This window comes from Rhodococcus sp. BH5 (assembly GCF_027583855.1).
In the GTDB taxonomy this organism is placed as follows: domain Bacteria; phylum Actinomycetota; class Actinomycetes; order Mycobacteriales; family Mycobacteriaceae; genus Rhodococcus_F; species Rhodococcus_F qingshengii.
The window spans coordinates 436,616-450,153 of the sequence record NZ_JAJHVW010000003.1 but is presented as its reverse complement, the minus strand read 5'-3'; the positions used below and the strand labels follow the sequence as shown (position 1 = coordinate 450,153).

Here is a 13,538-nt window from a genome sequence, read left to right as displayed (position 1 = left end):
TCACCACTCGTCGAGGGTGGTGTACCCGTCCTGGACCGCGCGGGCAAACAATGCTGCCTTCGTGGGAGCCGGCCGCCCGACGTCGCCGCTGTACTTCGTGCGGATCCGAGTGATGTGTGTGTTGACGGTGCAGACGCGTAGGCCGAGTGTCTCGGCGACCTCGGACTTGGAATCCGAACGTAGCCAGGCAAGAAGTACTTCGATCTCGCGGACGCTCAGCTTCGGCTTGTGCTTGCCGTGCTTGGGGTTGCCGACTCGGGACACGTTTGCCTCGATCTTCGGAGAAATGCCGATTGAAGACATGCGAGTAGCGCCTTTCGACGGAGGGGATGGGCGTCGACTGCCGTATTTGCAGAAGGGCTGCTGGCTCAGGGTGCGACTGAGACGAGTATTTCGATCGAGGTGTCTCAGTGGAACGGGTGCAACTCTCTCGATACAGAGTCCATACAACGGACAAATCCCCTACCTGCTCCGATAGAGTGCGTCGCTATGAACTCGAAGGCAGAAGCCGGTACGCACAATCAGGTCGATCCCGCCCGGATCGAGTCGCGTGGGCAGTTTGCTGAGACGCTCACTGCACTGCGGAACGCAGCCGGACTGACGGTCCGCGAAGCCGTCGAGCGTTCGGGTGGTTTGCACGGAACCGTCAGCGGATGGTTTGCCGGCCAACACCTGCCGACGCCGGCGAGTACCCCGATGTTTTTCGCGCTCCTCGAGGCCTGCGGCGTCGATTCCGAGGATGAGCGGGAGCGCTGGATCAGTGCGGTGCAACGAGTGAGACAGCTGACGGCCAGACGACGCGGCGACGCCACCGTTCCGTATCGAGGTCTCGAGTCGTTCCGGCAGGAGGATGCCGAGTGGTTCTTCGGTCGAGACGAACTCACTGCCAACTTGGTCGAGCGGGTGGCGTCGGCGATACGGGGTGTCGGCCGCCGTCAGTTCATGGTGATCGGTGCTTCCGGATCGGGTAAGTCGTCTTTGCTGCGGGCCGGGCTCGCCCCCAAGGTTGCCGGGGACGATCCACGGTTCGACGGTTGGCGGGTGGAAACCCTGCAGCCGGGTACAGGAGGAATCCCGTCGTCGATTTCCGACGAACCAACGGTCTTGATCCTCGACCAGTTCGAGGAACTGTGGACGCAGTGCGACGGTGATCGGCGCGAGGAAATACTGCGGACACTCGCGGAACTCGGTGAGAACACCATCGCCGTCATCGGAATGCGCGCCGACTTCTACGGGCTCGCGGCGGAGGAACCGCTTTTGGTGCCGCTGCTCGACGATTCGCCGATGGTGGTCGGGCCACTGACCGACGAACAATTGCGCGAGGTGATCGTCGAGCCGGCGATCAAGGCCGGGATGACCGTGCAGAGCGAATTGGTTCAGGTTCTGGTCTCCGAGCTGACACCACGCGGCTCGCGTACGGCGAGCGACCCCGGAGCTTTGCCCTTGCTGTCACACGCACTGTTGGGGACCTGGCAACGGTCGACGCGTAAAACTCTGACCGTCTCGGATTACTACGCCACCGACGGGATTGCCGGAGCCGTCCAGCAAAGCGCGGAGGAAGTGTACGGCGAGCTCACAGAGAGGCAGCAGCAGTTGGCGCGCAGGATCTTCCTGCGATTGGTCAACGTCGACGAAGTGACGCAGACGCGTCGGCGGGCACCGCGCACCGAACTCTTCCTCGGTGACGACGTCGACGACGTGAATACCGTCATCGACCGGTTCGCCTTACGCCGCCTTCTCACCGTCGACGAGGAGACCGTCGAGGTTTCGCACGAGGTCTTGCTGTCCGCGTGGAGTCGGCTTCGCGATTGGATCGACTCGGACCGCGCCGGCCTGGCGGTGCATCGCCGGTTCACCTACGCGGCGCAGGTGTGGGAAGACAGTGGACGCGACCCCGGCGCGCTGCTCGGACCCGCACGTCTTCATCTGACGGAAGAATGGCTGCGTTCGGGCGAACTCGGGCTCCCACTGGAACCGAGTCGGACCCGCGCCGCCGACCTCAATGCCACCGAGCGGGAGTACCTCGCCGCGAGCATCGAGCATCGTGATCAGCAGGAATTTGCCGATCGCCGACGTACACGCGTGCTACGACGGCTCGTGACTGCGCTGGCAGCCGCGTCGGTGATCGCTCTGGTGTTGGCGGTGGTTGCCACCGTCGCCGGTATCGGCGCCAATCGTCAACGTGTCCAAGCAGATACCGCGCGCGACGAGGCGATGTCGCGTCAGGTGGCCACCGAGTCGATCAGGATGCGTGAGCGGGATCCGTCGCTGGCGTCGCAGCTTGCTCTGGCGGCATTTGCGGTCAACGAAACGACCGAAGCCCGCTCGGCGTTGCTGGATGCGTCGGGCGTTCATTCGGCTACTCGCATCATCGGGCCGCCCGGCGCGATGAAGGCCCGGATCAACCCAGCCGGAACTGTTGTGGCGGTGGGTGGTTCGGACGGAAAAGTCAGGCTTTATCCGATGGTGGACGGTGTTGCCTCAGCCGTTCCGCAGGCGGAGTTCCTCGGAGTCTCGGAGGGCACGGCCCTCTTTGCCGTCGCCTACAGCCCGGACGGACGGCTCCTTGCGACCGGTGGTGCCGGCGGCGCTGCACTCTGGGATGTGTCGGACCCGAAGAATCCGGTCCGTGGAACACTTCCCGTCGACGGTGAACGCGTAGTGCAGGACATGGAGTTCAGCCCGGACGGAACCAAGCTGGTCGCCGGTACCTCGACGCCCGACGTTCTGCGATGGAACATCGACACCTCCACGAATGCCGTTGCTTTGCCTGCTCTTCCGCATCCAGCTGACGGCATTGTCACCGCGACGTTCAGCCCCGACGGACGTTTCCTCGTGGCGGGCGGGCGTCAAGCGACTCTGCGCGTGTGGGACGTCGCGAAGTGGGGTGAGGAATCGGCGCCGATCTTCGCGACCGAGCCCAACGGCACCACCGTCCACTACCTCGGCGTTGCCTTCAGCCCGGACGGACGTGAGCTTGCGGCGGGAACGACTGGCAGGGAGGTGGTTCGGTGGGACATGAGCGATCCGGCGCGCCCTGCTCCCCTCCCGGCGCTGACGGGATTCTCCAGTTACGTCAACGAACTCAACTACGGTAAAGATGGAACACGCCTTGCTGCAGGGAGTTCCGACAACTCCGTGCGCGTGTGGGACCCCCGAACCGGGGCATTGATCGAGACACTTCCGGACAGTGGGGCGGTGACCACAGTCGACTACAGCGATGACGGCCGCAATCTGGTCACCGGGGGACTCAACGGTGTGACTCGCGTGTGGGCTCTTCCGGGTCCGGTCTGGGCGGGAGCTCGGGACACGATCTTCACCAGTCCCTTTGCCGCGGACGGCTCGCGTCTGGTGGCCGGCGTCGGTGCCAGGGGTGGCGCGATGTTGGCGTGGAACACCGAGGATCTCGATCGCCCCGCGGTGATGCCGGAGTTGAAACCGCAAGGGGACGACTCTTTCAGCGGTGCGTCGGCGGTGTCGGCAGACGGGAACCTGGCTGTGAGCGGCACCGGCGGCGGCGGTGCATATCTTTGGGACCTGAGTGATCCGGCGTCGCCACGTATCTACGGCGAGCCTGCGGTATATGTGAAGGGCATCGTGGCGGTTGTCGCGCTGAATCCCGCCGGTGATCTGCTGGCGGTGTCCTCGCAGGACGACAACAGTATTGCGTTGGTCGACGTTTCCGACCCGTCGGCTCCGAAACTGTTGTCGTCGACCGATGTCGGCTCCTACCCGCAGATGATGGCCTTTCAGCCAGGTACCGACATCTTGGCGATCGCGAACGCCAAGAACGAAGTGGATCTGTGGGACGTGTCGAACGCAGCGTCGCCCCGGGTGGTGGCGACGGTGGGTGGATTCGAAAGCTACGCATTAGCAGTGTCTTTCAGCGCCGACGGAACGCTGTTGGCCGCTGGAAGTGCGGATCACGGTGTCGCCGTGTGGGACGTACGCACACCGTCGGCACCCGAGGAACTCGCTCGTCTCGTCGGCCCCGAGGGCGCAATCTATTCGATCTCGTTCAACCGCGCCGGTGATCGGCTCGCTGCCGGTGTCGGCGACGGAACCGTCTGGCTCTGGGACATCGAGACGCCCTCGCGGTCAACACGATTTGCGACGCTGTCCGCCTACCCGGGTCGCGTCAACGACGCTCAGTTCGCCGGCGAGAGTGACATGATCGCGGGCAGTGGGTCGGACAAGACCGTTCGCTTGTGGGGAATCGACCCCGACGGCGTCGTTGATCGATTGTGCCGCACCGCAGGATCTCCCATCACGGAAGCCGAATGGGAGCGGTACCTGCCCGGTGTTCCCTACCAGGATCCGTGTGCCGGCTGACGCGCTTCAGTTCATCCAGAACTCGAGCGCCGCTTCCCGACCCAGCTCGCCTCCGCTGCCGGTGATCACCAGTCCGGCGGAGGTGAGCTTGTACGTCACGTCCTTGTTGGTGACGGTGAATCCGTTGCCCGTGGGCGTCGGATCGTCGAGTTCGATGGTGGCGCCGTCGCTCAGCCGTTGACCCTTGTAGTAGTAACGCCCGACTCCGGTTTCGCAGATGACGATTCGTGATCCGGTCGTGACGGCGATGGCGACGGCAGGATTGGTGGAGTTGCAGCTGGGGCCGCCGGAGATGAAGCCCTGACGGTTGGTGCCCGAGACGGTCGGCGCTGGTCCGATCGAGGTCGTGACGCGTGGGGGCGTCGTCGTTTTCGGCGCTGTGGTGGGTGCACTCGGCGCCCGAGTCGTGGTCGTGGAGTACGAGTACGGCGTCGTATAGGTGAGACTCCGCGAACTCGCTTCATTGGCGGCGTTGCCGAAAGCGGCGGCGAGCAGCCCGAAGAACGCGATCCACACGATCACGGCCAGGATGCCGAGTGCGGTGAAGATGTAGCCGATGATCAGTCCGGCAAGGGCGAGTCCGTCGCCTTCTTCGCCGGTCCGTTTGATCTGGCCGCGAGCGATGTGACCGAAGACGATCCCCAACGGCGCGATGAGGAACGCGAAGACGAGGGCGAGCACCGCGAGTGTGTTCGTCGGCCGCCTGCCGTACGGATCGGGCTGCCCGTACGGAGACGGTTGCCAATTCTGATTGCCCTGGTACCCGTACCCACCCTGATCGCTCATGAGGTGAATCTTGGCATGGACTTGGCCGAAGAGTGCAGGTGATCGCTAGTTTCGGGTACGTGTCTCGAGCTGAGGTGCGATGGTCGGCCAATCGTCGTCGGTCATCGCGAACAGCGCTGTTGTACGCCAACTGCCATCGGCGCGGCGTCGGTGCTTGCGCAGCAGGCCCTCGAACTGAGCGCCGAGCTTTGCGATCGCGGCCCTGGATTGATCGTTGAACTCGTCCGTGTGCCACTCGACGCGTACGGCTTCGAGCTGGTCGAAGGCGTGACGAAGCAGGAGCAGCTTCGATTCGGGATTGATCCCGGTTCCCTGAACCGATCGCGACAACCACGTGTATCCGATTGCAAGACTGCGGTTTACCGGGTCGATCTGGTACATGGACGTGGTGCCGACCACGGCGTTCGTCGCGATGTTCACCTGCGCAAAGGCGATCCGATTAGGGTCGTCGGTTGCTGCAGCGATGTACTTCTGTGCCTGTTCCCGATCGGTGATGGGCGATGCGGTCCAACGAAAGATCGCCGGGTCGTCGGCAGCAGCGAGCAGAGCGTCGGTGTGCGCGACGCCCAGGGGTTCGAGTCGGACACGATCACCGGTCAGCGTCGGTGATTCGAACCATGATGCAGTCATCAGGCGTGCTCCCGTGAGTGAGTCGGAAGGTTGTTGTCGGAGTTCGCAATCTGATCGGTCCCACCGGCAAGCGGATACCGCAACGGGACTCGCAGGAACAAGAAGAAGAACACGGCGAGCAGGACGACGTGGCCCCACACACTCGCCTGGACGACGGCTTCGTACTTGCTCGGATCGAGATTCATGTCCAGTTGGTAGAAGTACCGGAAGATGCCGATACCCAACGCAGCGTCGGCGACCAGATAGGCGACGATCCAGAACCACCGGATCTTGAACAGTACGAGGAAAGGCAGGATCCACAGTGTGTACTGCGGTGAATTGACCTTGTGCAGCAACACGAATCCGCACAGCATCGCGGCACTGACTGCAATCCACGGAAAGTAGCCGTCGCGGACGTAGCGGCGCCAACCCAGATACATCGCGAGCGCGAACGACAACAGGATCATCACCGGAGACAGGATGCTCACCAGTGCGTCGTAGTCGGCGTTGAGTTCGCGAACTCCGAAACCGTAGAACGGGCGCAAACCCCAGAACCACACCGAGTTGGTGGTGATGTCCGCGCTTCGCTTCTCCTGGAAGCTGAACGACGCGCGCCAGCCTTCGTAGGAAATGAGGGCGAACGGCAGGTTGACGAGGACGACGGTGACGATCGCCGCGCCCGCCGTCATCAGCGCTCCACGAACGTCGTAGCGCTTGCCTTCGGTGCCGCGTAGAAGCACGTAGGCCATGAGCGGCAGCACGAACATTCCCGGGTACAGCTTCAAACAGAAACCGATCGCCAGGATGACGGCCGCCAGAACCGCGCGAGTTCGCAGCGGGATCCGCTCGAACGTCATCAGGAAGATCGCGCCGACGCTGGTGGCCACCACCGGGAGCTCCCAGTTGTGGAATGCGTACAGAACCAGGGGCGGAGTCGCCGACCACACGAGCGCGTACGCGCCGCTCATCTTGCCGAGCATCCACGCCGTGAGCAGTCCGAAAGGAGCCAGGATCAGGGCCGAGTGCAGAAGGAAATCGGTGTCGGTGTGTGAGCCGATACCGCCCAGCCACATCAGAATTCCGCTGAGCACCGGGTATTCGACGGTTCCGCCGGTCAGGAATCCTTCGGGCGTTATCCCTCCGGTGACGAAGGGGAACAGATGTTGATCGATACCTCGTCCGAGCCAGAGCAACTGAATGTCGGAGTAGCAGACGTCGATGTTCTTGTTGACGTCGAAGTTCAGGCTTCGTCCGTCGGGCGCGAACGGTGCACCGCCGCATCTGGCCTTGTTGAAATAGCCCAGCGCCATCGTCAGCCCGCACAATCCGACGACCAACGCCAGGATCGACGCCGGGGTCTTGCGGTCTGTTCGCATGATTCTCACCCTAGGGGGCGCAGTGGCTCGCGGGGTGATGCGTCTGCACCACGCGTCGCGCATCGACCTGGCGGTCTTCCCGGAGGGCCGGGACGATTTCCCTGGTCAAGGCCCCTCGTGTAGCCTACGAGGGTTGCTGACGCAACGACCCTCCTGCCACGGATAGTCCGTGGCCGTTTTCACTTAGTCCACAGGAGGTGATGAGGTCTTATGCGTCATTACGAATTGATGGTCATCCTTGACCCCAGCCTGGACGAGCGCACTGTCGCTCCTTCACTGGATACGTTCCTCAATGTTGTGCGCCAGCACGGCGGCACGATCGACAAGGTCGATGTCTGGGGTAAGCGTCGTCTCGCCTACGAGATCCTGAAGCATGCTGAAGGTATCTACGCGGTGATCGACATCAACGCCACTCCCGCCACCGTCGCTGAGCTCGATCGTCAGCTCGGTCTGAACGAGTCGGTTCTGCGCACGAAGGTTCTGCGCCACAACAAGTAATTACTGTCGGTAGCGAGCTCTACTCTCGCGCCCAACGGTCTTACATCAATGCAGGAGGAACCACATGGCTGGCGACACCATCATCACCGTCATCGGAAACCTGACGGCTGATCCTGAACTTCGTTTCACCCCGGCGGGTGCCGCGGTTGCAAACTTCACGGTTGCTTCCACGCCCCGCACCTTCGACCGTAATTCCAATGAATGGAAAGACGGCGATGCGCTGTTCATGCGTTGCAACATCTGGCGCGAAGCAGCCGAGAACGTCGCGGAGAGCTTGACCCGTGGTTCACGAGTAATCGTGAGCGGCCGGCTCAAGCAGCGTTCGTACGAAACTCGCGAGGGCGAAAAGCGAACTGTCGTCGAGCTCGAAGTCGATGAAATCGGTCCTTCACTGAAGTACGCCACGGCAAAGGTCAACAAGGCCAACCGTGGTGGCGGCGGTGGAGGCGGCAACTTCGGCGGTTCCTCCGGCGGATCGGGTGGCGGACGTCCGAGCGCTGCACCTTCGGGTGGAGACGATCCTTGGGGCAGCGCGCCTCAGGCTTCGGGCTCCTTCGGTGGTGCGGGCAGCGACGAACCGCCCTTCTGATCCGTACCTGATCAGGAACATCCAGAAAAGAGCAAAGACATGCCGAAGCCGCCCTTGCGCGACAAGGTTATGAAGAAGAAGGTCTGCACCTTCTGCAAAGAGAAGAACACGCAGATCAACTACAAGGACACGACGTTGCTTCGTAAGTACGTCAGCGATCGCGGAAAGATCCGTGCTCGCCGTGTCACCGGCAATTGCGTCCAGCACCAGCGCGACGTTGCCATTGCCGTCAAGAACTCACGTGAGGTAGCACTGCTGCCTTACGCCACCGTGGCTCGCTAAGGAAAGGGAGGAAAGAACATGAAGCTCATCCTCACCGCTGACGTGGACAACCTCGGTGCGCCTGGCGACACCGTGGAGGTCAAGGACGGCTACGGCCGTAACTACCTGCTCCCCCGCGGACTGGCAATCGTCGCCACCCGTGGCGCCGAGAAGCAGGTCGAGGGCATCCGTCGTGCACAGGAAGCGCGCGCTGTGCGCGGCCTGGATCACGCCAAGGAGCTCAAGGCAGCTATCGAGGGCCTCGAGTCCGTAACGCTGACGGTCAAGACCGCCGGTGGCTCGGGCAAGCTCTTCGGTTCGGTTACCGTCGCTGACGTCGCTGCTGCGATCAAGGCTGCCGGTGGACCGGTTGTCGACAAGCGCTCCATCGTGTTGCCGAAGGCTCACATCAAGAACACGGGCAAGCACGCCGTGGTCGTGAACCTGCACCCCGATGTGGTTGCCAAGTTCAACCTGAACGTCGTCGGCGCATAGTCGACTGTTCGTCTCGCCGGGCCCCGCACACTTCGGTGTGCGGGGCCCGACGTTTTGTTTCGGGGTGCGGTGTGCCGCCTGACAGCGTCCCGAATCGGACCTGGGGATAACTCTCACACTGTGATGTTCGACTTGGTGATCAGTGACGAATCGGGCGAGGCAACACGCCCGACACACCGACGCGCCGACTGTGGAAAAACTATTTTCATCAACAGGCCTGTGAAATTGTGGATAGCCATCTACCTGGTCTTTTGTGGTTGCTAGGCAAAGTAGTCCCCAAATGCTCCACAGGCGGTGCACACCGTGGGGCGGGAGTTTCCACAAAGCATCCACAGGTTTATCCACAGTCCGGTTTGTATGCGGACCTACTAGTCCCTAACGTCATCTCGGCGTCTATCTACAGCCCGGCCGAATGCGGCTAGGGGATGTCGGTGGGGGCAGGTACAAATGATGAGGGCGCTGCGGTTTCTGGCAGTGTCGTCGAGTGTTTTACGGGAAGGTCTCGCTTGTGGCTGTTGTAGATGATCGAGGACCTTCCGACTTCTCAGGGCCGGACTACCCGGGCCCTCCCGAGGCCGAGCCCGACCAGGAGTTCGGACGCCAGCCACCTCAGGACATGACTGCCGAGCAGTCGGTGCTCGGCGGCATGCTGCTGAGCAAGGACGCCATCGCTGACGTCCTCGAGGTACTGCGTCCGGGTGACTTCTACCGGCCCGCTCACCAGTCCGTCTACGACGTGATCCTGGACCTCTACAGCCGTGGCGAGCCCGCCGACCCGGTGACGGTCTCCGCCGAGCTCGACCGCCGAGGTGAGCTCCGCCGTATCGGCGGTGCTGCCTACCTGGTGACGCTGACCCAGACAGTGCCCACAGCCGCCAACGCCGCCTTCTATGCCGAGATCGTGGCCGAGAAGTCCGTGCTGCGTCGTCTGGTCGACGCCGGTACTCGCATCGTCCAGTACGGCTACGCCGGCACCGAGGGTCAGGACGTGGCCGAGGTTGTCGACCGCGCGCAGGCCGAGATCTTCGAGGTCACCGAGCGTCGAACCACCGAGGACTTCGTACCCCTCACCGAGCTCCTCCAGCCCACGATGGACGAGATCGACTCCATCGCCAGCCGCGGCGGAATCTCCCTCGGTGTGCCCACCGGATTCAAGGATCTCGACGAGATCACCAACGGTCTTCACGCTGGTCAGATGATTATCGTCGCGGCCCGTCCTGGTGTGGGCAAGGCGCTTGCCCTCGATACTCCCCTCGCGACGCCCAGTGGCTGGACCACGATGGGTGACGTTGCTGTCGGCGATCTGTTGATCGACAACCACGGCAAGCCGACGCGGGTTGTTGCCGCTACCGACGTGATGGTTGACCGCCCTTGCTACGAGGTCGAGTTTTCCGATGGAACTGTGTTGGTGGCCGACGAGCAGCATCAGTGGTTGACGGAGACGCGTGCTTCGCGCCGTTCAGCGCAGAACGCCAAGACAGGTTACAACCGCTATAAGAATCAAAAGACATTCGCCGAGGTCCGAACCACGGCGGAGATCGCATCGACGGTGCGATGCGCAACGGCGGATGGCCGCGTTAATCACTCTGTCGTGAATGCCAAGCCGCTCGACCTACCAACGCAGGATCTCCTTGTCCCGCCCTATACACTTGGCGCTTGGCTCGGTGACGGTTCTACCGCCTGCGCACAATTCACCACTGCTGATCCCGAGATCATCATGTTGATCGAGGCCGAAGGCCTGGTTGCAGTTCCGTCCAAGTCGGCGCATTTGCGCTACAGCCTTAAATTAGCCCCGGAAGATCCCGTCGCTCCGCGCGATTGCGTTGTGTGCGGAAAGAGCTTCATGCCGTTCACCAGTCAGGTGCGAACGTGCGGTCAATCATGCGGCGGCAAAGCACGTTTCATGTCTGACCCTGTACCTGCGCCAACCTGTTCACACTGTGGTGGACCTTCGATCGGGCTGCGACTGTGCCAGAAGTGCCGCAATGAGTACGGCACGGTTCAAGGACGCCTACGTACGGTCGGTGTTCTGGGCAACAAGCACATCCCTGTCCAGTATCTCCGTGGGTCTGAGGCGCAGCGTCGTGCGGTTCTTGCGGGGCTTCTCGACACTGATGGAACTGTGACTGCCGGTGGCTCCGTTCAGTTTTCGGTAACCAACGAGCGCCTCGTCCGCGATGCCCAGGAATTAGTGGTCAGTCTTGGCTATCGCTGCCAAATGAGCACAAAGCGAGTCAACGGTCGCACCGAGGCTTCGTCGACTGCATTCACCTTGACCTTCTCGACTGATGACGAAGTGTTCGGTCTTACGCGGAAAGCGATGCTGCACAAGGAGCGTCGAGCGAGTAAAAGCACTGCGCGCAGCGGATCGCGCTACATTGTCGATGTTCGACCAATTGCGAGTGTTCCGGTTCGCTGCGTCGAGGTCGACAACGCCGACCACATGTACCTGGCCGGTCATTCGATGGTCCCGACGCACAATTCCACGCTCGGAATGGATTTCCTGCGTTCCTGCTCCATCACGCACGGCATGGCCAGCGTCATGTTCTCGTTGGAAATGAGCAAAACCGAGATCGTCATGCGTCTGCTGTCCGCAGAGGCAAAGATCAAGCTCGGCGACATGCGCTCCGGAAAGATGACCGACGACGACTGGACCAAGCTCGCGCGTCGTATGAGTGAGATCAGCGAGGCGCCGCTCTTCATCGACGACTCCCCCAACCTCACCATGATGGAAATTCGCGCAAAAGCGCGGCGGCTCAAGCAGAAACACGACATTCGCCTGATCGTCATCGACTACCTCCAGCTGATGAGCTCCGGCAAAAAGGTCGAGTCCCGTCAGCAGGAAGTCTCCGAATTCTCACGTAGCCTAAAGCTTTTGGCGAAGGAGCTCGAAGTTCCGGTTGTCGCGATCTGTCAGCTCAACCGTGGTCCCGAGCAGCGAACCGACAAGCGTCCGCAGGTCGCCGACCTTCGTGAGTCCGGATCGCTCGAGCAGGACGCCGACATGGTGATTCTGCTGTACCGCCCCGACGCGACCGAGCGAGACGATCCCCGTGGCGGTGAAGCCGACCTGATTCTGGGTAAGCACCGTAACGGCCCGACCGCGACAATCACTGTGGCGCACCAGCTTCATCTCTCGAAGTTCGTCGATATGGCGCGGGGATAGCTGCTGCCGCCATCGCCTGAAGGTGGGACAAGAATCGGTCATGGTGGGATTCGGGGCGAGCACCAGCGATTATGTCGATGTTGGGACGAAGCGCGGATGTAGGCCCAGCACACACCGTCCGGATCTGGGACAGTTTGATTTGTGTATGGAACTTGTCGACCTGAGATACAGTGCGGCGACTGGGTCGCGTTGAAGAAATCGTGAGCGTGGTTCTTCAGTGTCTAGTCTGCGCAGGGTGGTTCGTAGCTGGCGACGGCGTAGTTTGTCGATGTTCGCCCGGGCGAGATTGTACAGCGCAGTGCCTGTGGGTGTGAGTTCGCGAGTCCCATTGGGCATTCTTCGAGCGAAGATTTCCGTTCCGAGTGACTTGGAGAGGTACGCGCATTCTCGGCTGATTTGAGTGGTTCGGATTCCTAAAGTTGCTGCGGCCTCTGTCTCCCACGCGCAGAGGGCGGTTTCGGTGAATCGGCAGAGTCGAAGTGCGGCAACCATTTCACCGGAGAGCGCTAGATGGACAAATTCTTCGGGGTCGCCTGCCGTCGAGGCCGCGAGTGTGAGTGACAGACTAGTTCTTCGGAGGTCGCTGCGGCCGATGTCTCGAAGGTAGTGTTCTTCGCGTCCTCGGGCCGCCCATGTTCCGGATTGCACTGAATTGTGTTGTTTAGCTAGTGGGTTCACCGATTCGATGCTTGAGTAGGAGCCTATGGGCGGCCTCGCCGGATTTGTCTTGCAGGTCGGCAGGCATCGTCAGCACAATTTGCGGTAGCTATAGGCGGCGGGGCCGTGGAGCAGAGCAGCGCCGTAGGTTACGAGTGGGTCGCTGCCGGTCAGGGGTTGCCAGATGTAGCGCTGGATTTTCCATGTGAAGGCTTCGGTCAGGTAGGCGTTTGCCGCGCGAGCGAGGAGTCGAGTGTGATTGCGCCCGATATCAGAGGGGGCCGGGAAGATGCGTCGTCGGCGCCGGTAGTCGATCGGGGGTGGGCAAGCCATCGCTCGAGCTATTCGCGACATCCGCCGCGAAGCATTGAATTCTTGAAACATTTCTTCTTGCACAGTATTTCGCTCGCGGCCTTGTTTGTATCGTAGATTGGATGCGGGCAGGCGCATTTGTTGGGGAAAGCTTGTGCGGTCCCTTTCGCCTTCGGTGGCTACGGCATTACGAGTGCAGCAACGAGTCAGGTCTGAAGTCGGTCAAGATGCAGAACTTGCCGTAGTTTTCAGGCGCGGGGCTCTTTGAGCGTCGACCGCGGATCGAAGTCGGTGGACAACAATAGTGAATAGGTTTCGGCAAGTACAGGATCGACCCGTCGATCCTGGCGGAGTCGCTCACATGCGAAACTCAATTCGATTGGCCAAGAGGGTATTTGATTCTCGCATCATAGACCTGTGTAACCGCGTCCAAGCGCGCACCGGCCTCGCATAAGGA

General features: G+C 61.7%; 11 protein-coding genes. 6 read left to right on the top strand and 5 right to left on the bottom strand.

The window, feature by feature from the left end; translation table 11 throughout:
* Positions 1-303 (bottom strand): helix-turn-helix transcriptional regulator, encoded by a 303-nt coding sequence (locus RhoBH5_RS11145; protein ID WP_270008285.1) that lies wholly within the window; start codon positions 301-303, stop codon positions 1-3.
* A 186-nt stretch (positions 304-489) separates the two neighbouring features.
* On the opposite strand from RhoBH5_RS11145, the gene RhoBH5_RS11140 reads away from it, so the two are divergent.
* Positions 490-4,332 carry an nSTAND1 domain-containing NTPase gene (locus tag RhoBH5_RS11140; RefSeq protein WP_270008284.1) on the top strand — a complete coding sequence of 1,281 codons (3,843 nt, stop codon included), beginning with the start codon at positions 490-492 and terminating at the stop codon, positions 4,330-4,332.
* A 6-nt stretch (positions 4,333-4,338) separates the two neighbouring features.
* Here RhoBH5_RS11140 and RhoBH5_RS11135 read toward each other — a convergent pair whose 3' ends face one another.
* From RhoBH5_RS11135 to RhoBH5_RS11125, 3 genes are read right to left on the bottom strand one after another with little or no spacing between them, the layout of a single operon-like run.
* The gene (locus RhoBH5_RS11135) at positions 4,339-5,118 is read right to left on the bottom strand and encodes a DUF4190 domain-containing protein (protein WP_050656539.1); all 780 of its coding nucleotides are present in this window, start codon (positions 5,116-5,118) and stop codon (positions 4,339-4,341) included.
* 45 nt (positions 5,119-5,163) lie between these two features.
* The gene (locus tag RhoBH5_RS11130) at positions 5,164-5,748 is read right to left on the bottom strand and encodes a GNAT family N-acetyltransferase (protein WP_058227759.1); all 585 of its coding nucleotides are present in this window, start codon (positions 5,746-5,748) and stop codon (positions 5,164-5,166) included.
* Positions 5,748-7,103, bottom strand: coding sequence for a glycosyltransferase family 87 protein (locus tag RhoBH5_RS11125; protein ID WP_003941247.1), 1,356 nt, complete (start codon positions 7,101-7,103; stop codon positions 5,748-5,750). The genes RhoBH5_RS11130 and RhoBH5_RS11125 overlap by 1 nt, the downstream gene beginning before the upstream one ends.
* A 210-nt stretch (positions 7,104-7,313) precedes the next feature.
* On the opposite strand from RhoBH5_RS11125, the gene rpsF reads away from it, so the two are divergent.
* From rpsF to dnaB, 5 genes are all read left to right on the top strand, one after another.
* Complete coding sequence (gene rpsF, locus RhoBH5_RS11120; RefSeq protein ID WP_003941237.1) at positions 7,314-7,601, top strand: 30S ribosomal protein S6; 288 nt, start codon at positions 7,314-7,316, stop codon at positions 7,599-7,601.
* Positions 7,602-7,665: 64 nt separating this feature from the next.
* A complete protein-coding gene (locus tag RhoBH5_RS11115; RefSeq protein WP_003941248.1) occupies positions 7,666-8,190 on the top strand; it encodes a single-stranded DNA-binding protein in 525 nt (174 codons plus the stop codon).
* A gap of 39 nt (positions 8,191-8,229) precedes the next feature.
* Positions 8,230-8,472 (top strand): 30S ribosomal protein S18, encoded by a 243-nt coding sequence (rpsR, locus tag RhoBH5_RS11110; protein ID WP_003941245.1) that lies wholly within the window; start codon positions 8,230-8,232, stop codon positions 8,470-8,472.
* 18 nt (positions 8,473-8,490) lie between these two features.
* Positions 8,491-8,946 carry a 50S ribosomal protein L9 gene (gene rplI / locus RhoBH5_RS11105; protein WP_007735531.1) on the top strand — a complete coding sequence of 152 codons (456 nt, stop codon included), beginning with the start codon at positions 8,491-8,493 and terminating at the stop codon, positions 8,944-8,946.
* 508 nt (positions 8,947-9,454) lie between these two features.
* A complete protein-coding gene (gene dnaB, locus RhoBH5_RS11100) occupies positions 9,455-12,112 on the top strand; it encodes a replicative DNA helicase (protein ID WP_270008283.1) in 2,658 nt (885 codons plus the stop codon).
* Between the two features lie 747 nt (positions 12,113-12,859).
* Here dnaB and RhoBH5_RS11095 read toward each other — a convergent pair.
* Positions 12,860-13,102, bottom strand: coding sequence for a hypothetical protein (locus tag RhoBH5_RS11095; protein WP_134929588.1), 243 nt, complete (start codon positions 13,100-13,102; stop codon positions 12,860-12,862).
* Positions 13,103-13,538 lie beyond the last annotated feature (436 nt).